This is a genomic window from Aedoeadaptatus acetigenes, assembly GCF_025566985.1.
Taxonomy (GTDB): Bacteria; Bacillota; Clostridia; order Tissierellales; family Peptoniphilaceae; genus Aedoeadaptatus; species Aedoeadaptatus acetigenes.
This window is the reverse complement of sequence record NZ_JAOQJD010000001.1, coordinates 170,431-191,381: the sequence shown is the minus strand read 5'-3', so window position 1 is coordinate 191,381 and position 20,951 is coordinate 170,431. Positions and strand designations below refer to the sequence as shown.

The following is a 20,951-nucleotide window of genomic DNA, read 5'->3' as shown; positions in this document are numbered from 1 at the left end:
CGGGCAAAGGGAATGGCGCTACTGCTTGCGCGCCTACAACAACTGGTTCGAGGAGATCACCAACAGCTTTGATTACCCGTGGAGTAACGGCTACGTGGAGGGAACGCACAACAAGATCAAGACCGTGAAGCGCGTCGCTTTTGGGATGCGTAACTTTCATCATTTCCGAACCAAACTGCTTTTCGTCTGTTCAAAAGACCGGTGATGAATGGCTTTTAGGAAAACAAAAAGGAGCCTAGTTTTCACTAGACTCCCCAATGGTTGACATAGAACCTTTTTTTGTAAAGAAACCTCTTAAATAAATCCTTGCCATAAAAAAAGCGGATTCGTGGTATAGTGAAGTCAAATAAGCGGAAGAATTTTTAAGACTTATGGAGACAAATCATGAAAGAAAAAATCCTTATCGTCGATGATGAGAAAGAAATTTGTGAACTGCTCGAGATTTATCTTCGTAACGACGGATACGTTGTGGAAACGGCCTATGACGGCGAGGAAGCCCTGGAAAAAATCAAAGCGGATCCGCCGGATGCTATGATTTTGGACATTATGTTGGAAGACCTGGATGGCTTCAGTCTGTGCCAAAAGATTCGCGAAAACTACTTTTTTCCCATCCTTATGCTGACGTCGAAAATCGATTTCGGAGATAAAATTTTGGGCCTGACCATCGGGGCCGACGATTACATGACCAAGCCCTTTAATCCCCTGGAAGTCGTGGCCAGAGTAAAGACGCAACTTCGCCGAAGCGGCCGATACAATCAGGGAAGCGGCGGGGCGGAGGAAGAGATTTCCATTCGCGGCTTGGTCATCAACAAAAGGGAGCACAAATGCACCCTAAATGAAAAGACCCTTTCCCTGACGCCCATCGAATTTGAAATTGTGTGGTATTTGTGCGAGCACTTAGGGGAGGTTGTCTCCTCTGAAGCACTTTTTGAAGCGATTTGGCGGGAAAAATACATGGATAACAACAACACGGTCATGGCGCACATCGGGCGAATTCGGGAAAAGATGAATGATTCCGGCCGACATGCAACGTACATTAAAACAGTTTGGGGCGTAGGTTATGTCATCGAAAAATAACAACGACCTCTTGCTTCGCGGGATTTTAAAGCGCTACGTGATTCAAGCCATCGCGATTACCGCTGCGGTGTTTTTTGCCACGCTTTTTGTAAGTTTTTGTTTGCGCCGATGGCTGAACGGTCATGATCCCTTCAATTATTTGTATTACCGGGATCTTTACTTACTCTATCCGGCCCTCGGAACCTGGGTTCTTCTCATCATGCTCACTACCTACCGATTGTTTAAGCAATTGGTTTACTACGTGGATGAGCTGCAGGAAGCGACGAGTCTTCTTTTCGATAAAGAAGCGGGTACCATTGAATTGTCGCCGGAACTGGCTGCCATTGCCGAGAAAATCAATGCGCTCAAGGCTGAATCGATTCGAAACGAGACCTTGGCGGCACAGAGGCAAAAGCAGAAAAATGATTTAATCGTGAACTTGGCCCACGATTTGAAGACGCCTTTGGCATCCATCGTCGGCTACTTAAATTTATTAAGCGGCGATGTGAAATTGTCCGATGAGGAGCGAGAGAAATACCTTGCCGTGGTCCTGAGAAAGAGCGAGGCTCTTTCCGACTTAATCGATGAATTTTTCGAAATGACGAAATTTAATTTATCCGACTTGAAATTGGACGTGGCAGAATGTAATTTGAGCCTTCTCTTGGAGCAGGTTATTTTTGAATTTAAACCGCTCTTCGACGAAAAGCACATGGATTGTGCGCTTCACGTGCCGGGGAATGTGATTCTTTCATGCGACGCTGACAAGATGTCTCGGGTGTTCGGCAATCTTTTAAAAAATGCTTATTTGTACGGCGATAGGGGCAGCGCCGTCCATGTCACCGTCACGGAAGGGGAGGAGGATGTGACCGTCGATTTTATCAACGACTGCAAGACCATTCCTCCGGAAGCCTTGGAAAATATTTTCGAGCCCTTTTACCGTCTGGATCCATCGCGGCATTCCGCCGGCGGATCCGGTTTGGGCCTTGCCATCGCACGAGAAATTCTCCGCGCCCACGGGGCGGAGATCACAGCGGGAAGCGCAGATAACAAAGTGTGTTTTCGGATAAGGTTCAAAAAGTAGGAAAAAAGTAAGAATATCGTAGAAGGGAATTAAAAACTCGCAACGGGAGCCATGCTATTCTTTGAGATGTAGAGATGCTTTTACATTGAAAAGGAGATTGATATGAGAAAAAAATTAAGAAAAATCCTGTGCGTTTCCCTGATTCTCGCCCTGGCTCTCGGCCTCTCTGCCTGTCATGAGAGCAATATGGAAGGCTTTCATTCCTATGACATTGCAAATAAGGAATTCAAAGAAACGGTAGCCGCCATGGACTGGCCCGACAATTATACCGTGCCTACGGAATTGGACGGCGAAAAAGAAGCCTCCTACGAAGCGGGCTATGGCGACACGCGGGCGTCCCAATATTGGGAAGAAGCCTGGGAAAAGGAATGGTTGGATAATTACAAGACGGACAAAGCACGGGCCGACAAAGCCATCGAAGAATTGGAAAAGGCACCGACGATGAACTACATGAGTCCCGCCAAGTGTGACGACGCGACACGAAGCTATTTTAAGGAGATGCTGGACAAGGCAAAGGCCGGCGATCCGTCGGCGGTAGAAGAAAATTTAAAACTCAATGGACCGACGTCTTAAAGCCGGGGGGAGAAATCCCTTTGGCTTTTTTGTTTTTGAAGGAAAGATTTTCAAGAGGCGTCGAAGAGCTAAAAAAAGAGCCCGGTATTTTCCGGACTCAAGTGATGATTCGATTATAGATTTTTCGTAAAGGGCTCGGAAATATCCACATGGCCCATGAGGCTTTCGGCCTTTTCGCCGTTTACCGTAAATTCCACGGCCTTAATGCCGTCCACGGAAAGGAGGCTGTTGACGATGGAGCGGGCCAGCACGTCTTCTTCCAAGGACCCACCGTTCAAATCGCCGGCAAGATCCACGACCGCTGTGGTGCCGTCTAATTTGGATTTGGAGAAGTCGAATTTATCCAAGCCCACGGATTCAGCGCCTTCGGCTTTCGGGCTTTGAGCCAATTGTTCCAATACTTTCTTGACGATGTCGTCTTTCGATGCGTCGATGGCTACTTGTTTCGTGACTTTTTTGTTTTCCTCGTCGCCGTTTACAATGTAGTCGGAGGAGGGGTAGGTCAAGGTAACTTTGTAGCTTTGTTCCTCGCCGTCTTTTTTATCTTTGTCCTCGGCATCTTTTGCCTTGTTGTTTTCCGCTGCGTTGGCCGCGTTTTCTTCGGCTTCTCTGTTTAAATCTTCCGAAGTCTTTTGATTTTCAACCACTTCCACCTGATTATTCGCCTCTTCCGCCTGTGCCGCGTTCTTGGCGCAGCCCGTGGCCACGAGAAGTAGGCCCAGGCAGATTCCCGTTACGGCGATTAATTTTATTTTTTTCATAATTCCTCCTCTGTCTTCTAAAGTCGTCGTTGTTTGTTATTTTACCACAGGTGTCGATCATTGAAACAAATCGCGGCCCGCTGGGCGGCATTTCTATACGAGACTTAACTATTGGGGCCAAAGGCAAAGATGATGATAAGTTTTTTATCTTTCCGATTGAGGTCTTCCTCCTTGTGGTAAGATCTATCCATCGCCTGATTGCATAAGTTATTAATTTATGGATATACATGAAAGATAGAATGAAATGGAGGAGTCGATGAAAAGAGATATAAATAAACCGATGTTTCTATATTACGCCATTGGCATCGTGCTGGTCTTTTTGATCTCGTTTATGCTCATGCCGAAGATGCTCAAGGATCCGGTCAAGATTAAGAGCGTCAGCTACAACGAATTTTTGGCCGACGTGGACCAAAAGAAGGTAAAGGAAGCCCATATTGCAGACAAGCAAATCGCCTTTACCATTAAGGGCGAAAAGGACGTGCGCTACGAAACGGCCCGTTTCCCCGACGAAGGCTTGGTCAATCGCCTTTACGAAAACGGCGTGGAATTCGACCGCAAGTACCCCAGCGAAATGAATCCTATTTTGCAAAGCCTCTTGAGCTTCGCCCTTATGGTGGTGGTCATGGTGGCCGTGGGACAAATTTTCCTGCGCTCCATGACGAAATCCATGGGCGGCAAGGGGGGCGTGGGCCCCATGAGCTTCGGAAAGAGCAACGCGAAGATTTACGATCAGAGCGTGGAGGGAATTACCTTCGCCAATGTGGCGGGTCAGGACGAAGCCAAGGACGACTTGACGGAGATCGTGGACTTTCTCCACAACCCGAGCAAGTACACGGAAATCGGCGCAAAGCTTCCCAAGGGCGCCCTCCTCGTCGGGCCGCCGGGCACCGGGAAGACGCTCTTGGCCAAGGCCGTGGCCGGAGAAGCCAGCGTGCCCTTTTTCTCCATCTCCGGTTCGGAATTTGTTGAAATGTTTGTAGGCCTCGGCGCCGCCAAGGTGCGGGATCTCTTCGAACAGGCCAAGGAAAAAGCGCCCTGCATCGTCTTTATCGACGAAATCGACACCATCGGCAAGAAGCGCGACGGCGCCGGTTTTTCGGGAAACGACGAGCGGGAACAGACGTTGAATCAACTTTTGGCGGAAATGGACGGCTTTGAAGGAAACGGCGGCGTGGTCATTCTCGCGGCCACGAACCGTCCCGAATCCCTGGACCCGGCGCTTTTGCGTCCCGGCCGTTTCGACCGCCGCATTCCCGTGGAGCTTCCGGATCTCGCCGGTCGCGAAGCCATTTTAAAGGTTCACGCGAAAGACGTGAAGACGGAAGAGGCCATCGACTACAATGCCGTGGCCAAGGCAACTGCCGGCGCCAGCGGGGCGGATCTCGCCAATATGGTGAACGAAGCGGCCCTTCGCGCCGTTCGTAACGGTCGCCGGTTAATGAGTGAAGAAGATTTAATGGAAAGCGTGGAAGTGGTCATCGCCGGCCATCAACGAAAAAACAGCGTCATCAGCCAAAGGGAAAAAGAAATCATCGCCTACCACGAAGTGGGCCACGCCCTGGTCGCCGCCATGCAAAAGGAATCGGCGCCGGTGCACAAGATCACTATTATTCCCAGAACCAGCGGCGCTTTAGGCTACACCATGCAGGTGGATGAGGAAGAAAAATTCCTGATCAGCAAGGAAGAGGCCTTCAACAAAATCGTCACCTTTACCGGCGGTCGGGCGGCGGAAGAATTGATCTTCAACACCCGCACCACCGGCGCATCCAACGACATCGAGCAGGCCACGAAGATCGCCAGCTCCATGATCACTCGCTACGGCATGACCGACGAGTTCGGTTTTGTGGCGATGGAAACCTTGACCAATCGCTATTTAGGCGGCGACACCACTTTGGCCGTCTCCGACCGAAGAGCCTTCGACATCGACATGGCCGTGAGCGCCATTATTACCAAGGCTCAGGAAAAGAGCCACGAAATCCTTACGGAAAATGTGGACAGCCTTCATGCCATCGCCCACTACCTCTTGAAGAAAGAAACCATTACCGGCGCGGAATTTATGGAAATTTTAGAAAAAAATCGCGCCGAAAATGAAGCGCAAGCCACCCCTGAAATACCGAAAGAGGAAGAAGGGGAAGAAGATCTTCATTGACAGCCTGGCTTTTTTCTAGGACAATAAATACAATGCATGCCCTGCTTTTGCAGGGCTTTTTTTTGGAGGATGCCATGGATGCGGGAATGCTTTTGCCGATTTTTTCTCTGCCTTCCCCGAGCGGCCGGGGAGATTTTTCACAGGCCGAGGCCTATTTAAATTTTTTGCGGGCCGCGGGCTTTTCCTACTGGCAGATCTTGCCCATCAATCCCGTGGACGCTTACATGAGCCCCTATGCCTCGCCGGATTTGTCGGCGGGAGATCTTCTGCTTTTGGATGTGGGCGCACTGGAAAAGGAAGGCTTTGTTTCTTCCGCGATAGAAGTGCCTTATGAGAAAAAAATCGCCGCTCTGTGCAGCAATTTGAATCTAAGAAAAACGGAAGACTGCCCCTGTTTTCAGGATTTCATGGAGGAAAAAGGGGAAGAAGCCGAGGCCGCCGGGCTATTTTATTTGGCCATGGGCCGCTACGGCCATTTTCGCCACTGGCCCGCGGAGGTAAAGAAAGATTTCCCAGGCTTTCGAGACGCACACAAAGGCGATAGGGCCGTGCGTATTTACTGCGCCTTGTCGTATCTCTTCGAAAAGCAGTGGAAAAATATTTTGAACTACGCCGAAGCATGTGGCATTGAAATTGTCGGGGATCTGCCTTATTATCCGGGTATCGATAGCGTCCAGCGCTGGATCCATCCGGAGCACTTCCTCTTGGATGATGATCTCGAGCCCAGGTACGTTTCCGGCGTGCCCGGCGACGATTTCAGCGACGAAGGCCAGCTTTGGAATTCGCCGGTCTACGACTGGAAGGCCTTGGCGGCGGAGGATTTTGCCTATTTCAGAAAGCGCATCGACAACGCCTTAAGTCGCTATCATCGCCTGCGATTGGATCACTTCAGGGGCTATGAAAAGATCTACCACATCCCTCGCGGCGAAAAGCCCGCCGCAGGGCACTGGGAAAGTGTGCCCGGCGAAACCCTCTTCGCGCCGTGGAAAGAGGATAAGCGGTTTTTAATCGAGGACCTGGGCTTTTTGGACGAGGATTTTCACCGCTTTCGGGACAAATTTCCCTGGCCGGGCATGAGGGTCATGGCCTTGGAAGGGCCGAGTCGCTGGGGTGATCGGCCGCAAATATACTACACGGGCAATCACGACACGGATCCTGTGCCTCTTTATGTAAAACATATGGACGAGAAGACGAAGCGTCTCTGGGAAGATGCGATGGGCGCCGAAGTCAGCACAGAGAATCTTTTAAACTACGCCGTTTGTCGGCGGGAAGAGACGGTATTTTTCCAGCACGGCGACTTTTTGGAAAATCCCGGGCGCATCAATCGGCCGGGCACCTGCCGCGGCAATTGGCAATGGATGCTGCCGCCTGATGCAATGAATGAAGACGCGGCGAAACGCATCGAATTATGCTTAAAAGAAAGGGCGAAGTAATGGACAAACAGACTTGGATCAATAATTTAATGGCCACCATGTACTTGGAATCAACGAAATCCGTGGACGAGGCGAGCATGGCGGCGAAGGCCCGGGCCTTGGCCACCTGCATACGCATCGCCTTTCACGACCGGAGGATTCGCACCCATCGTGCCTACGAAAAGGGAAAAATCGCCTGTTACATGAGTCTGGAATACTTGATCGGCAAGAGCTTAAAGACCCATCTTCAAGCGCTGGGCCCGGCGGAAGAGGCCCTGGTGCGTGAATTGGTGCCCGAACTTTACGGCGTGGAGGTGGAAGATCTCTTTCGCTTTGAGCCCGATGCGGGCCTGGGAAACGGCGGCCTCGGTCGTTTGGCCGCCTGCTTTATGGATGCCGCCGCCACAAAAGGCGTGCCCCTTCGCGGCTACGGCCTGCGCTACGAAAAGGGCATGTTCGCGCAAAAAATCGAAGACGGCTTTCAGGTGGAAGTGGGGGACGAGTGGCTGAAAGACGGGGACATGTGGGGCCGCCGCCACGACGACGAAATGGTGCCCGTGCACTTTAAAGATTTTACATTAAAAGCCATTCCCTACGACTACATCGTGCCGGGTTACGAGACGAACAATGTGAATCGCCTGCGCCTGTGGCGGGCCGAGGCCATGAACGACTTCGACTTTCAAAAATTCAACAATTTCGATTACCTGGGCGCCGTGAGCGAGCGCGCCATCGCCGAAAACATCACCCGCGTCCTCTATCCCAACGACGCACGCAGGGAAGGGCAGCTGCTCCGCTTTATGCAGCAATACTTCTTTGCACAGGCCACCCTTCGGGACCTTTTGCGCCAAGGCGATTTAAAATCCATGGCACCGGCGGCTCGATTGAATGCCCTGGCGATTCAACTCAACGACACCCATCCCGTCATCGCCATCCCCGAAGGCATACGGATATTGGTCGACGAGCTGGGCTTTTCCTTCGAAGAAGCTCTTCAAATTGCGGAGCACGTCTTTAATTATACGAACCACACGATTTTACAAGAAGCCATGGAAAAGTGGCCCGTCGCCATCATGGAAGATGTCTGCCCCGACACCTTGGCCGTGATCTATCGCTTGAACGATCACTACGCCCGTCTCATGCGGGAGCGGGGCCTGGACGAATCGGCGGTGCGCAAAATGGCCATTGTGGACAAGGGAACCATTTACATGGCCCACTTGGGCATTCACGTGGCCTCGAAGGTAAACGGCGTGGCCGAGCTTCACACCCGCATATTAAAAGAGCGGGAGCTAAAGAATTTTTCCGATCTTTATCCCGACAAATTTATGAACGTCACCAACGGCGTCACGCCGCGGCGCTTTTTAATGGCGGCGAATCCCCTCTTGTCCGAAGCCATCGACGATTGGATCGGCACGAGCTGGCGGACGGATTTTTCGGAGCTTGCGAAGTTAAAAGATTTGGCGGATGACGAGGCGGTCATCGACCGATTCAAAGCCATTAAGCGTCAAAACAAAGTGCGCCTCGCGGAGCGAATCGAGGAGGCCTTCGGCGTACGGGTCAATCCCGATTCCATTTACGACATTCAAATCAAGCGGATCCACGAGTACAAGCGCCAACTGATGTACGGCTTTTACATTCACCATTTGTACAAGGAAATCAAGGCCGATCCCGAAAGGGCGCGCACGCCGAGAACCTGCATCTTCGGAGGCAAATCCGCACCGGGCTACCACCGGGCCAAGGGCATTATTAAATACATTACGGAACTGGCCCGGGTCATCAACAACGATCCCGACGTGGGCGATCAGCTGAAAGTGGTCTTTATCGAAAACTACGACGTGAGCTGGGCGGAACTTCTGGTTTCCGCCGCCGATGTCAGCGAGCAGATTTCCACCGTGGGCAAGGAAGCAAGCGGCACGGGAAATATGAAATTTATGATGAACGGTACCGTGACCTTAGGCACCATGGACGGGGCCAATATCGAAATTTTTGAAGAGGCCGGCGCGGAAAATAACTACGTCTTCGGCACCTCCGTGGAAGAAATGGAAGCCTCGGGCTACGATCCCGTCGTCCGCTACGGAGAGGACTCCTTGGCGAAAGAAGCCGTGGACAGTTTAACGGACGGGCTTTTAGACGACGGAGGCAGCTTTAAATTCCTCGACCTTAGGGACGCTCTGATGGACAACAAGAGCGGGCCCAATGACGAATACTATATTCTCTACGATTTGAGGGACTACATCGCCACGCAAAATCGCATCGAAGATGATTTTAAGGATGAAAAAAGCTGGTACAGAAAGAGCTTTTGGAACATGGCCTGCGCCTCGAAATTTACCGCGGATCGAAGCATCATGACCTACGCAAACATGATTTGGAATGTGAAAGAGCAGGTGGTTCGATGACCTTTGCGGAAAAAGTAAAAACCCTTCGCACGGAAAAGGGCTGGATTCAGCAAGAGTTGGCCGACGCCTTGGGGGTGAGCGTGCGCACGGTGAAAAATTACGAATCCGGCGACAGCTACCCGAAAAACCGACTCATTTACAAAAAAATGGCCCGCATCTTCGACGTGGATGTGAATGATTTGCTCCACGAAGACGAGGGGTTTTCCATGCCTGAAAAAGATGATGCGGCCTACGACGATTACAAAATCCTGCGCCAGTCTTTAAACGGCATAAAAAAAGCCCTGGCTTCAGAGAAGATCGGGCAGCGGGACAGAGACATTCTGATGAAAAAGATTTGGGATCTCTACTGGAAAAACAAAGACAAGAGCGACGTGTAAGCGCCGCTCTTTTTTTGATGAGCAAGGAAAAACGGGCATAAAAAAACGGAGCCGAAGCTCCGCGTATCTGGTGCATCTTCAGGGACTCGAACCCTGGGCCCACTGATTAAGAGTCAGTTGCTCTACCAACTGAGCTAAAGATGCAAACGTCGATAACAGAGATAATTATATAGCCTCAGAAGAAATTTGTCCAGTGCTTTTTTAAAAGAATTTTACAAAAATCTCCGCCGAGTAAAGCGCAGGCTAAATTTCCCCGTTTGTGGTAAAATATTACCATTAAATAAAGGAGTCGTTTATGTCCATTAAAGAAAGAAAGACGGCAGAGGGCGTCAAAGGATTTGCCCTGTGCTTTATTTTACTATACATGGCTTTCAGCCGCGTTTTTTTAGGCGGCCACCTAGGCTATCAAATGCTCTTCGCCCTTATGGGCTACGAGACCTTCAGGCGCTACATTCGGGAAAAAACATACCCCGGGCCCTTTTTGGTGGAGAAGGTGCGGGCCTATTGGCCGGAACTGTTCGCCATGGTTGCCGTGGTCACGGCGATCTACGCCCTGTTTTTTTATGCAGATATGCCCCTGGTGCGGGGACAGGCCCTGTGGTCCCTGCTGTTCGCCAATAATATTTTCCAAAGCCTCGCCGGGCATCCGTTGAGCATCGAACAGCCCTCGCCCTTCGGACACTTGTGGTTCGTGTCCTTGCTTATGCAATGCTATTTGATTTTTACTCTGGCCATTGCAGGGAAAAAGACGCGGCAGAAAATTATATCCGTGGCCTTTTTCGGCGGCGTCATCAGCTTGATCTCCGCCCTTATGATGGGCATCTTCGGCGGCTTGGATTTGGCCGAAGCCAGAATCTTTTACAGCCCGGAGAGTCGGCTCTTCAGTTTCTTTATCCTGTTTCCCGCCGTCCTCTATGAGCTCATGGGAAAAGGGCGGGGAAAAGTGGCGAATCGGGACATGGCCATGCTCGGGATCATGATCGTCTTCGTCATTTTGTTATTGTTTATGGCGGAAGCCGGACCGGCGTATTTCGGCGGCCTTTTTCTTACCAGTCTGCTCTTAAGTTTCTTTATTTTGTTTTTGTTTCGCGACGGCAACGCTTTCGAAAGCGTCTTTCAATTTCCCCTCTTTACCTTTATCGGGGAGCGGGCCTATTCCATCTACCTGTACAGCATGCCGACCTTTTTCTTTACAAAAGCCTTGGCGGAGCGCCTTCAGCTCGCAGGCGGCCTGTGGATTCCTCTGGCCCTCATCCTATTGCTGATCGTTGCCCAAGGTTCCTACTATGTGTTTCAAGTGAAAGGTCTGAGCAACAAATGGGTATACGCTATGTTGGCGACGCTTTTCGGCGGACTCATGATCATGACCTACGCCACCCAAGGGCCGGAAGTCATGAAGCGCGAGGCGCCGACGAAGCCCGTGGTGAAGACGGTGAAGCCGAAGGAAGACGAGGGGGAACAAAAGAAGGCATCTTTGACGGAGCGTTTCGAGCCTTCCAACGAGCTGGCGGCGGCCATCGAACAGGTGAACGCGCAAAAGCCCTATTACAAATTAACCAACGAGGATTTGGGCAAGCTCCAGAATCAAAAGGGACTGCTCTTAGGCGACGGATCCGCCCAATCGGCGCGGGAAGCCTATTTGCGCCTTATGCCGAATCTGCAGGTCATCGGATCCGAGAATCTAAATCCCTCTTGGTATGTGCGCCGAATAAAGGAATACACCGATGACGGGCCCATTATTCTGCAAATCGGAAACGACGGTGCTCTCACCTTCGATGCCGTGGACGAAATCGTAAAAACTGCCGAAGGACGCCCCCTGTTCTTGTTTAATGTGGTGGCCGATCCTTCCTACGAAGATAAAAACAACGATATTTTGCAGCGCGTCGCCGACAAGTACGCCAATGTGGCCCTCATCGACTGGTATAAAGATGCCAAAAATCAAAGCGATTTTTACGACGATGAAGGGCACATGAAAGATCCGGCGAAGCGCCTCATGTCCCATATGTTGGGCCATTGCCTACTCTACAATATGCCTGAGGCGGTGGTGAAGCCCGACGACGGAGACAAAGCCAAACACGCCAAGACGGAAGAAAATTTGGCGGCAAAAGAAAACGACGACGTCCCCGATGTAGGGGACTCCAATTGATTATCTTAAAGAACTGAAAGGAGATTCGATCACAATGGAAAAAAGCTATTGGGAAAGAAAAGACGATCACGATGCCATTATGGCATTTTCTGAAGACTACAAGGCCTTTTTGGACCGGGCAAAAACCGAGCGCATGGCGGCGAAAGAAATCGTCCGCTTGGCAGAAGAAGCGGGCTATAAAAATTTCTACGACATGGACAGCTTAAAGCGCGGCGACAAAATTTACTTCTTGAATAAAGAAAAGTCCGTAGTGCTCTTCGACCTGGCCGCAGACTTTGAAGAAGGCATGGCCATTGTGGCGAGCCACATCGACTCGCCGCGCCTGGATATTAAAGCGACGCCCCTTTACGAAGAGGAAAATGTGGCGCTCTTAAAGACCCACTACTACGGCGGCATTAAAAAATACCAATGGACGGCGATTCCCTTGGCCATGCACGGCGTGGTCGTGACCAAAGACGGCAAGAAGCACGAAGTGAATATCGGCTCCGACGCTGCCGATCCCGTCTTTACCGTAACGGACCTCTTGCCCCATTTAAGCAAGTCCCAAAATAAAAAGACCTTGGCCGAAGGCATCATCGGCGAAAATTTAAACGTCCTTTTCGGCCACAAGCCCCTGGACGGCTCCGTGGAAGAAGCCGCGAAAGCCCTTTTAAAAGAAAAATACGGCATGGATACCGATGATTTCGAAACGGCGGAGTTGGAAGTGGTGCCCGCCTTTAACGCCAGAGATATAGGCCTGGATCGAAGCATGGTGGCGGCCTATGGGCAAGACGACAAAGTCTGCGCCTACGCATCCCTCAGAGCGCAACTGGACGGAAAGAACCGCACGAAAACCTGCGTCGCCGTCTTTGCCGACAAAGAAGAAATCGGCTCCGTCGGCAACACATCCATGAGCGCGAAATACTTTGAAAACGCCGTGGCAGAAGTGCTCTACAAACTGGGCGTGGATTCCAACATCGCCGTGCGCCGGGCATTGGCCAACAGCATGGTCCTCTCCGCCGACGTCACCGCGGCCTTGGATCCCAACTATCCCGAAGTTATGGACAAGAAAAACGCCGCCCGCTTGGGCGAAGGCGTCTGCATGATGAAATACACCGGCGCCAGAGGCAAAAGCTCCACCAACGACGCCAATGTGGAATTTGTCGCTGCCCTTCGGGATCAGTTTGCCAAGGACAATGTTTTGTGGCAAACGGGCGAAATGGGCAAAGTCGACGAAGGCGGCGGCGGTACCGTGGCCTACATCCTCGCCGAAACCGGCGCAGAAGTGGTGGATCTGGGTACGGCTCTCTTCTCCATGCACGCACCCTTTGAAGTGGCATCCAAGGCGGACATCTACTCCACCTACAAAGCGTACAGCAGTTTTTTGACCATGAAATAAAATTATCCTTTACACACGGCTAACAGATATGTTATACTATCGAAGTATCAGTTGGCCGAAGTGATGGAATTGGCAGACGTACTGGACTCAAAATCCAGCGGTGGCGACACCGTGCGGGTTCAAGTCCCGCCTTCGGCACCATACAATTTAGTGTTTTTACACAACGTTATAAAACGTGTAAAAATGCACATTTTAAAAGCACGTAGGGCTCTTCGCCTTACGTGCTTTTACTTTTTCCGGATCGATCCTTCGCGTCTGAAGACGATGCTGTAATCGAGAACGGAAACGATTGTGCGTCGTAGGTATATCATTTGCCTCTATCCTGTCGCAATAGGGTAGGGGGTTTTTCGTCCTTTATCTTCATTGGAGCATAACTTACTCTGTACTTAAAATAATTTGCGGCGAATAATAGGTGATGTTTCTTTTTTCATCTGACTTCGTGAGAATGCCAAGTTCTGTGAATTTATCTAATAAATTATAGACTGTGGATAAGGAACCGACATTCAGCTCATCCTTTAATTGGCCGGATTTAAATACCGGATGCTTGAAGATAAAGTCAAGCACATTAATGGCATGCTTGGAGTTAACTTTGGAAGTACACAAAACCTTCATTTCGTCATATAAAGATAAAAGGCGATTTGCTTTTATTGTATTTCTCGATGCCTGTTTTATGATTCCATCTAAATAATAATCAATCCAGTCCAACCAATTATTGTGTGAGGAAATATCTGACAACCTCTCAATATAACGGTTTCTGTCTGCTTCAAAATATTCACTCATATAAAAAGTCGGATAAGGAAGGTATTCTTTGTAATATAAGAACAGGGGAATTAACAATCTTCCGATTCGTCCGTTTCCATCCTCAAATGGATGTATCATTTCGAACTGGGCATGTATTATTGCTGACTGAATTAAAATTTTCTTTTCATCGAAATGAATATAATTTTCAAGATTAGCCATGTACTCTTCGGTATGTGACGGTGGGACCGGTGTATATGAAATTTCCGTTGAGCTACCTATATAATTTTGTGCTCGTTTAAAGTTACCGGGATTTTTCGTGTTGCCTCTCACGTTATTTAAGAGGATTTTGTGCATGTTTTTAATGATTCGATTGGAGAGCGGCAGCTTACCGGGATCATCATTATTTATCGTTCCCATCGTGTCTAAGGCATCGTACAAAGCCGTTCTATAGTTCGCAATTTCTGTCATTTCATCTTTTTCTATCGGGGTATCATTGCCTGCTTCGAAGTTTAAGAAGTCTTCCAGTGTTGCGTGCGTTCCTTCCAGTTTGGAGGACAAAACGGACTCTTGGATCAATAGAGGAGAAATGAGCAGCATTGGATTTGGCGTGTTATACAGAAAACCCTTATAGATGCCCATCGCGTTTGAAGCTTCTATCATTTTGTCAATAATATCCGGTTTTAGAATGAAATCATTAAGATCGTCCAAGGGAAGTTTATTAGGCAGGAATGGCTCCGGAGTTTTTTTGGTCAATGTTTGGTCTCCTCTCGATCATCTTGAAACAGTTATTCCAATAAATCGAAATAAATTGGAATAAGCAAACAGTATTCCAATAAATCGAAATAAATTGGAATAAGCGAACAGCATTCCATTAAGTTGGAATGAATTGGAACAAAACAAATTGATAATTTTATGTGGCCTGAATACCGCCTACTTATGTATTCCAAATTTTCTTTTTTCAAATTCTTCTTCGGTGATGACTCCTTAATCAAGTAAATTCTTTTCCACTGAATCTGTTCGACGGCTACGATTTTTGTGAGCTTATCGGCACTAAGTATGTACACTCGCTATGTCAGCGGGATTGATTATTGTGGCAAGTTGTCGATGGCGTATTGCGCTTCTTCAGAAGTAAATTGTTCGCCTGCTTCAGATACTAGTTGATCGTAGATGGCCTGATTAGACATAGACATGGTTTCACGGTAATTTTTAGCCGATTCCAAAGCGTTCTTATTCCAATCGATTCCTTCTAAATGATCAACGGCATATTGGGCTGCCTCTTCGGGAAACTGATCGCCATACTCGGAAATGAGTTGTTCATAGATTCCTTTTTTGGACATGTGCATCAATTTTGCATAATTTTCAGCAGATTTGAGGGCCGCTTTGTATTCAGCAGGCACGTTGGATTCCGCTTCTTTCTCTTCTGTTTGAATCTCAGCTTGTTGATTTGTGTTCTGTTCGTTTTGAACTGCATCATTGGATGCATCTGATCCGCATCCGACAAGCAAAAGTAGAGCACAGATGGCGATTGCTAATTTCTTCATGGTTTCCTCCTTATGTAGTGATTAGGCGGACTGCGTACATCTATCTAAAAGCGCGTGGGCGCTGTCGTCGTTTACTTTACCCGGCGAAGGACGCGGGTTTTCTTTCAAGTAGGATGCGGAAAGGGGAGTCGTCCAAAGATTTGCCAAACTCATATTTTCGATTGAGGTGAATTACTTTTTAGGTTTCAATTTCAGCTAAGCTTATCGATCGCCTTATTGGCTATATTTTAGCATTGGCATGGCATAAATTCAAAAAGCAGGGCCCGAAAAAGAAATGCGTAACAAGCATCCGGAAAATGGTTATAAAGGCTTTTCCGCGGCTTCTCGTGTATAATAAAGGCAAGGAGGACCCATGAATAAAGATACGATTTTGATAATAGATGGAAGCAGTTTGTTTTTTCGGGCTTTTTACGCCTTGCCTTTGTTAAAGACGAAGCGGGGTCTGTACACCAATGCGGTCTACGGCTTCGTGTCCATGATGGAAAATGCCGTGGACCGCATCGATCCCGGCTATTTGCTTGTGTGTTTTGATCAAAAGGGGCGCACCTTCCGCCACGATCTTTACGCGGAGTACAAGGGCACGCGGCAGAAGACGCCTTCGGAATTAGACGAGCAGTGGCCTTATCTCATGAAAATTTTAAAGACCATGGGCATAAAAACCGTGGACTCCCCGGAATACGAAGCCGACGACTTGGCGGGCACCGTGGCGAAAATGGGCCGCGCCGCCGGGAAAAAAGTTTATTTGCTCACCGGCGATCGGGATTATTTTCAATTAATCGAAGAGGGCATCGACGTCCTTATGACGAAAAAAGGCATTACGAATCTGGAAGTCTACGATGTGGCCCGCATCAAAGAAGAATACGGCATGTCGCCGGATCAGCTCATCGACCTGAAGGGGCTTATGGGGGATTCCAGCGACAATATTCCCGGCGTGCCGGGGATCGGCGAAAAGACGGGCATAAAGTTGATCCATGAATACGGGTCCATTGAAGGGGTTTACGAGAATCTCGATGCCGTTAGCGGGAAGAAGCGAAAGGAAAATCTCGAGAATTTTAAGCAACAGGCTTTCTTAAGCAAAAAGCTCGGCACGATTATTACGACGATTCCCCTGGATTTCGACATCGACGCCCTCGAGCGCAAGCCCTACGATCTCGACGCCCTGCGGGCTCTTTACAGTGAGTACGAATTCTTTACCCTTATGCGGCGTCTTCCCGGTGAAGAGGAGGCGGAAGAGGCCGAAGTAAAGGATTTGCCCCTCGCGTCCATGAACGAGGCCGTCAAGGGCCTGGAAGGGGCCGAGAAGGTCATGATCCACCTGATGGCGGAGGGTCGCCCTTATTTCGACGGCAAGGTGGATTATTTGCTTCTTTCCGCCGCGGACAAGGGCTACATCGTCAAGTCGCCTGATAGGGCGGAATTTTTGCGCTTAAAAGGCATTTTGGAAGACACATCCGTGGCCATTGTGGGAAGCGATTTAAAAGAGCTCTTTTTATTCGCATTCCACTACGGCATCGAGCCTGCAAATGTCGTCTTCGATGCCTCCGTGGCCGAGTATTTGCTGGATCCCACGAAATCCAATTACGAAGCGTCCCACTTAATCGGTCTCTACGAAAACCAAACCATTGCGGCGCCGGAAGAGTTTTTAGGGAAGGGCAAGAGCAAAAAAACCCTTCTCGAAGCGGAAGATGACGTCGTCGGTTACCTATCGCGACTGCACAAATTCCTGCCCAAGGTTATGGCGGCGCAGGAAGAGAAGCTGAAGGATTTGGATATGTGGGAACTGTTTTCCGCCATCGAAATGCCTTTGGTGGAAACTTTGGCTTCCATGGAACACGAGGGGATTATCGTCGACGAAAAGGTACTGGATGAAATCGGCGACGCCCTGGCCGAAGAAATCCAAGGCCTGGAGGCCTCCATTTACGAGGACGCGGGCAGGGAATTCAATATCAACAGCACGAAGCAGTTGGCGGAAGTGCTCTTTGAAGATTTGAAATTGACGCCCATAAAAAAGACGAAGACCGGTTTCAGCACCAGTCAAGACGTGTTGGAGAAAATTCGCAAGGAACACCCCATCGTCGAGGACATTTTAAAGTATCGCCAGTTGGCGAAAATTCAATCCACCTACGTGGAGGGACTCAAGGCGGAAATCGCCCCGGACGGAAAGATTCACTCCCAATTTCAACAGACCATTACGGCCACGGGGAGGATCTCATCCACCAACCCCAATCTTCAAAATATCCCCATTAAAACCGACGTGGGCCGAAGCATTCGAAAGGCCTTTTTGCCGCGGGAAGGGGCGGAATTTATCGACGCGGACTATTCCCAAATCGAGCTTCGGATTTTGGCGCACATTTCCGGGGATGCGGTCATGCAAAAAGCTTTTAAGGACGGCGCCGACATTCACACCACCACGGCATCCCAAGTCTTTCACGTGGATCCTGAGGATGTGACGAGCCTTATGCGCTCCAGGGCCAAGGCCGTGAACTTCGGCATCGTCTACGGCATCAGCGATTACGGCTTATCTCAAGACCTGGATATTCTGAGAAAAGAAGCCAAGGAATACATCGACAATTACCTGAATAAATTCAGCGGCGTCCACCAATTTATGGAAGACATCGTGGAAACGGGGAAGGCCCAAGGCTATGTGGAAACCCTGTTCCATCGCCGACGCTACATTCCCGAGCTGGCGGCGAAAAATTTCAGTGTCCGCTCCTTCGGCGAGCGGGTGGCGCTGAACATGCCCATTCAGGGGACGGCGGCGGACATGATGAAAAAAGCCATGGTGGCCGTTTACAGAAAATTAAAAGACGAGGGCCTTCGGGCGAAGCTCCTGCTACAAGTCCACGACGAATTGATTATCGAGGCGGACAAAGAAGACGGGGAGCGGGTAAAAAAATTGTTGGTTGAAACCATGGAATCGGCCTTGCCACTGGCGATTCCCGTAAAAGTAGAAGTGGAAACGGGGGAAAATTGGTATGAAACAAAATAAAATCGGCATTACGGGCTCCATTGCCTCGGGAAAAAGCGTCTTGACCGCCTACTTGTTGGGCTTGGGCTTTCCGGTCATCGACGCCGATGCCATTGCCAGGGATCTGGTCCATCCGGGATCGGAAACATTGAAGGAAATCGCCGATATCTTCGGAGAAGACATGATCCTATCGGACGGCAACCTGGACCGGGACAAATTGGGCAAACGCGTGTTTTCAGACGAAGACGCCCGCAACCGACTGAACGACATCATGCATCCGGCCATCGTTCGCGCCATGCTCGATTTGTCGGAGAATTTCCACGGCCTCGTTTTCTACGACGTACCGCTGCTCTTTGAGCAGATCGACGACATAAAAGAAAGCGGCCTGGAATTCGACGCCATTTGGCTCGTGGACGCCGACGAGGACGTGCAGCTCGCCCGCCTCATGGCGCGGGATGGGATCGACGAAGCCTATGCCAAGGAAAAAATCGCCTCGCAAATGCCCTTGGAGGAAAAGAAAAAGTTGGCCACCGTGGTCTTCGACAATTCCGGCGATTTAATGAATCTCTACAATCAAGTGGACGACGCATTGGAGGCTCTGCCCGGTGAAAACATGTAAGGGGATCATCCTCGCCCTGTGCCTTATGCTCTTAACCGCCTGCGGCATGGGAGGATCCAAAACCGTGGTGGAAGAAAAGGGAACCGACGACGGCGCCGGAGGGGGCGGCACCCTAACCGTGCCCCTCACGAACTTCGACACCTTAAATCCGCTTTTGACGCAAAACCGTTCGTATTTCCACTTGAGTCATCTGCTTTTCGATCGGCTTTTCGAGTACGAAGGCAGCGGCCGCCTGGTGCCTTCTTTGGCGGAACACGTGGAGACCTCCGACGAGGGACGGCGCGTTTCCGTCACCTTGAGAAAAGGCATTTACTGGCAAGACGGCACGCCCATTACGACCAAAGACGTGGCCGCGACGTTTCTTGCGGTGAAACATGCGCCGGCAGACTCGCCTTATAGCAGGCTCTTTCACCGTACGCCGGGGATCGGCGCCGGCACCGACTTGGATACGGTGGCGAAGGCCGTAATCTTCGACGATCGAAACATCGATTTTGAATTCAATCAAAGCTACGGCAATTACCCGGAACTTTTGAGCTTTCCCATATTGCCCGCCCACATTTACTCGGAAGAGGCCATGCTCGATGCCGAAAATTTCGCCGTGGTGGGCTCCGGGCCTTTTCTCCTGAAAAAATGGGAAAAGAACAAAAAGATTTATCTGGAGAAAAATCCAAACTACCACGGAAATCTGCCCTACATCGACGGCATCGTGGGCTTGATTTTGTCGGACAATAAAGCCATTCAACAGGCCTACGACGCGGGACAGATTGATCTTTTTGTCGTGGACGACTACACATGGGATCGCTACAAAAGCGACGAGAAGAGCGCCGTGGAGCCCTACGAAACCCAGCGGGTGGAAGTGCTGAGCATGAACACGCAGGATCCCCTATTAAGTGATCCGGATCTGCGCCGGGCCCTGGACCTTGCCATCAACAAAGAGCGCATCATCGATAGCCTGTATCTGTCTCAAGGCACTATGGCAAACTTTTTTGTGAATCCGAAGCTATCCGCCGGCACCTTTGCCAAAGAAGAGTCCTATTTAAGCGTGGACGGCGCCATGGATATGCTGGATAGGGCCGGCTACAAGGATGTGGACGGCGACGGTTTCCGCGAAGGGAAAAACGGGGAAGCATTAAATCTCACCATCCTCACAAACGGGGTCAACCATCGCCTGAAAACCGAGGCCCAACTGGTGTCGGAAGATTTGAAAAAAATCGGTATCCGCTCCCGTGTGAAAGACGCCGCCGACACAGCGAGCGAAGAGGGACAAAAGAAGACCGAGCCTGAGGCCGATCTATTTGCCCGCGCCCTTCAAAGCGGCAATTATCAGCTGGCCGTCGTGGGCATGGATTTTTCCGCCGTGGTCAATCTCTCCTCGGTGCTTTCATCCGGTGGTATCGGCGGCATGAATATCAGCAGATATAGCAATCCCGCCATGGACGAGGCCCTGCAGAAATTGGCCCATGCCCAAGAGGAAGGAGAGCGGAAAGAAGCCACCGACGCCGCGTACAAAATCTTTCGCAACGACGTGCCCTACATTCCCCTGGTATTTAAGCAAAATGTCCTGGTCACCGGGCCGCGAGTAAAAGGGCGCATGCGTCCCAACGCCTTCAATGTCTTTAACGGCATCGACGATGTGACATTGGCGGGAAAAGATAGGGCGAAAACCGCGGAAAAGTAAAGTAGGAAAAGTAAATTACCCCGCCCGAGGCGTCGGGCGAGGCCCTTTTCCCGCAAATGGAAAAGACCTGCGAAAATTCGT

The 20,951-nt window shown here is 50.1% G+C and carries 17 protein-coding genes and 2 tRNA genes; 15 read left to right on the top strand and 4 right to left on the bottom strand.

Going from position 1 to position 20,951, the window contains the following annotated elements; genetic code table 11:
- The 4 genes from OCV31_RS00995 to OCV31_RS00980 all read left to right on the top strand — a co-directional run.
- Positions 1-205: transposase (locus OCV31_RS00995; protein WP_148471747.1), on the top strand; the 205-nt coding region annotated here is incomplete at its 5' end.
- Positions 206-384: 179 nt separating this feature from the next.
- Positions 385-1,077: a VanR-ABDEGLN family response regulator transcription factor gene (gene vanR / locus OCV31_RS00990; RefSeq protein WP_148471746.1), complete on the top strand. Its 693-nt coding sequence runs from the start codon at positions 385-387 to the stop codon at positions 1,075-1,077.
- Complete coding sequence (locus tag OCV31_RS00985; RefSeq protein WP_148471745.1) at positions 1,061-2,137, top strand: sensor histidine kinase; 1,077 nt, start codon at positions 1,061-1,063, stop codon at positions 2,135-2,137. The genes vanR and OCV31_RS00985 overlap by 17 nt, the downstream gene beginning before the upstream one ends.
- A 102-nt stretch (positions 2,138-2,239) precedes the next feature.
- On the top strand, positions 2,240-2,710 hold the full coding sequence (locus OCV31_RS00980; protein WP_148471744.1) for a hypothetical protein: 471 nt from the start codon (positions 2,240-2,242) through the stop codon (positions 2,708-2,710).
- Positions 2,711-2,823: 113 nt separating this feature from the next.
- Here the strand turns inward: OCV31_RS00980 and OCV31_RS00975 are convergent, their stop codons facing one another.
- Positions 2,824-3,471 carry a GerMN domain-containing protein gene (locus tag OCV31_RS00975; protein ID WP_148471743.1) on the bottom strand — a complete coding sequence of 216 codons (648 nt, stop codon included), beginning with the start codon at positions 3,469-3,471 and terminating at the stop codon, positions 2,824-2,826.
- Positions 3,472-3,521: 50 nt separating this feature from the next.
- Between OCV31_RS00975 and OCV31_RS00970 the strand changes: the two genes are divergently transcribed.
- The 5 genes from OCV31_RS00970 to OCV31_RS00950 all read left to right on the top strand — a co-directional run bounded on the left by OCV31_RS00970 (position 3,522) and on the right by OCV31_RS00950 (position 9,799).
- A complete protein-coding gene (locus OCV31_RS00970) occupies positions 3,522-3,677 on the top strand; it encodes a hypothetical protein (RefSeq protein WP_267303719.1) in 156 nt (51 codons plus the stop codon).
- Positions 3,678-3,715: 38 nt separating this feature from the next.
- The gene (gene ftsH / locus OCV31_RS00965; protein WP_148471741.1) at positions 3,716-5,620 is read left to right on the top strand and encodes an ATP-dependent zinc metalloprotease FtsH; all 1,905 of its coding nucleotides are present in this window, start codon (positions 3,716-3,718) and stop codon (positions 5,618-5,620) included.
- Positions 5,621-5,694: 74 nt separating this feature from the next.
- A complete protein-coding gene (locus tag OCV31_RS00960; protein ID WP_267303718.1) occupies positions 5,695-7,053 on the top strand; it encodes a 4-alpha-glucanotransferase in 1,359 nt (452 codons plus the stop codon).
- Positions 7,053-9,422, top strand: a complete 2,370-nt coding sequence (locus OCV31_RS00955) for a glycogen/starch/alpha-glucan phosphorylase (RefSeq protein WP_267303717.1) — start codon at positions 7,053-7,055, stop codon at positions 9,420-9,422. The genes OCV31_RS00960 and OCV31_RS00955 overlap by 1 nt, the downstream gene beginning before the upstream one ends.
- On the top strand, positions 9,419-9,799 hold the full coding sequence (locus tag OCV31_RS00950) for a helix-turn-helix transcriptional regulator (protein ID WP_148471735.1): 381 nt from the start codon (positions 9,419-9,421) through the stop codon (positions 9,797-9,799). Before OCV31_RS00955 ends, OCV31_RS00950 begins: the two co-directional genes overlap by 4 nt.
- 68 nt (positions 9,800-9,867) lie before the next feature.
- Here the strand turns inward: OCV31_RS00950 and OCV31_RS00945 are convergent.
- A tRNA-Lys gene (locus tag OCV31_RS00945) sits at positions 9,868-9,943 on the bottom strand.
- Positions 9,944-10,094: 151 nt separating this feature from the next.
- Here OCV31_RS00945 and OCV31_RS00940 point away from each other — a divergent pair.
- From OCV31_RS00940 to OCV31_RS00930, 3 genes are all read left to right on the top strand, one after another.
- Positions 10,095-11,945 (top strand): acyltransferase family protein, encoded by a 1,851-nt coding sequence (locus tag OCV31_RS00940; RefSeq protein WP_148471733.1) that lies wholly within the window; start codon positions 10,095-10,097, stop codon positions 11,943-11,945.
- Between the two features lie 34 nt (positions 11,946-11,979).
- Entirely contained in the window at positions 11,980-13,323 is a 1,344-nt protein-coding gene (locus OCV31_RS00935; RefSeq protein ID WP_148471731.1) for an aminopeptidase, read from the top strand.
- Between the two features lie 54 nt (positions 13,324-13,377).
- A tRNA-Leu gene (locus tag OCV31_RS00930) sits at positions 13,378-13,464 on the top strand.
- Positions 13,465-13,698: 234 nt separating this feature from the next.
- Here the strand turns inward: OCV31_RS00930 and OCV31_RS00925 are convergent.
- Together OCV31_RS00925 and OCV31_RS00920 are read right to left on the bottom strand one after the other, a co-directional pair.
- Positions 13,699-14,817, bottom strand: a complete 1,119-nt coding sequence (locus OCV31_RS00925; protein ID WP_267303716.1) for a Fic family protein — start codon at positions 14,815-14,817, stop codon at positions 13,699-13,701.
- A gap of 332 nt (positions 14,818-15,149) precedes the next feature.
- Positions 15,150-15,605 (bottom strand): Ltp family lipoprotein, encoded by a 456-nt coding sequence (locus OCV31_RS00920; RefSeq protein ID WP_148471729.1) that lies wholly within the window; start codon positions 15,603-15,605, stop codon positions 15,150-15,152.
- A gap of 352 nt (positions 15,606-15,957) precedes the next feature.
- Between OCV31_RS00920 and polA the strand changes: the two genes are divergently transcribed.
- From polA to OCV31_RS00905, 3 genes are read left to right on the top strand one after another with little or no spacing between them, the layout of a single operon-like run.
- Complete coding sequence (gene polA, locus OCV31_RS00915) at positions 15,958-18,594, top strand: DNA polymerase I (protein WP_148471727.1); 2,637 nt, start codon at positions 15,958-15,960, stop codon at positions 18,592-18,594.
- Positions 18,581-19,192: a dephospho-CoA kinase gene (gene coaE, locus OCV31_RS00910; RefSeq protein WP_148471725.1), complete on the top strand. Its 612-nt coding sequence runs from the start codon at positions 18,581-18,583 to the stop codon at positions 19,190-19,192. Before polA ends, coaE begins: the two co-directional genes overlap by 14 nt.
- Positions 19,179-20,870 carry an ABC transporter substrate-binding protein gene (locus OCV31_RS00905; protein ID WP_148471723.1) on the top strand — a complete coding sequence of 564 codons (1,692 nt, stop codon included), beginning with the start codon at positions 19,179-19,181 and terminating at the stop codon, positions 20,868-20,870. Before coaE ends, OCV31_RS00905 begins: the two co-directional genes overlap by 14 nt.
- Positions 20,871-20,951: the final 81 nt, after the last annotated feature.

What these genes read in the sequence shown, in the direction of transcription:
- vanR (WP_148471746.1), top strand. Translation starts at nt 385, where the DNA reads ATGAAAGAAAAAATCCTTATCGTCGATGATGAGAAAGAAATTTGTGAA.
- OCV31_RS00985 (WP_148471745.1), top strand. Translation starts at nt 1,061, where the DNA reads ATGTCATCGAAAAATAACAACGACCTCTTGCTTCGCGGGATTTTAAAG.
- OCV31_RS00980 (WP_148471744.1), top strand. Translation starts at nt 2,240, where the DNA reads ATGAGAAAAAAATTAAGAAAAATCCTGTGCGTTTCCCTGATTCTCGCC.
- OCV31_RS00975 (WP_148471743.1), bottom strand. Translation starts at nt 3,471, where the DNA reads ATGAAAAAAATAAAATTAATCGCCGTAACGGGAATCTGCCTGGGCCTA.
- ftsH (WP_148471741.1), top strand. Translation starts at nt 3,716, where the DNA reads ATGGAGGAGTCGATGAAAAGAGATATAAATAAACCGATGTTTCTATAT.
- OCV31_RS00960 (WP_267303718.1), top strand. Translation starts at nt 5,695, where the DNA reads ATGGATGCGGGAATGCTTTTGCCGATTTTTTCTCTGCCTTCCCCGAGC.
- OCV31_RS00955 (WP_267303717.1), top strand. Translation starts at nt 7,053, where the DNA reads ATGGACAAACAGACTTGGATCAATAATTTAATGGCCACCATGTACTTG.
- OCV31_RS00950 (WP_148471735.1), top strand. Translation starts at nt 9,419, where the DNA reads ATGACCTTTGCGGAAAAAGTAAAAACCCTTCGCACGGAAAAGGGCTGG.
- OCV31_RS00940 (WP_148471733.1), top strand. Translation starts at nt 10,095, where the DNA reads ATGTCCATTAAAGAAAGAAAGACGGCAGAGGGCGTCAAAGGATTTGCC.
- OCV31_RS00935 (WP_148471731.1), top strand. Translation starts at nt 11,980, where the DNA reads ATGGAAAAAAGCTATTGGGAAAGAAAAGACGATCACGATGCCATTATG.
- OCV31_RS00920 (WP_148471729.1), bottom strand. Translation starts at nt 15,605, where the DNA reads ATGAAGAAATTAGCAATCGCCATCTGTGCTCTACTTTTGCTTGTCGGA.
- polA (WP_148471727.1), top strand. Translation starts at nt 15,958, where the DNA reads ATGAATAAAGATACGATTTTGATAATAGATGGAAGCAGTTTGTTTTTT.
- coaE (WP_148471725.1), top strand. Translation starts at nt 18,581, where the DNA reads ATGAAACAAAATAAAATCGGCATTACGGGCTCCATTGCCTCGGGAAAA.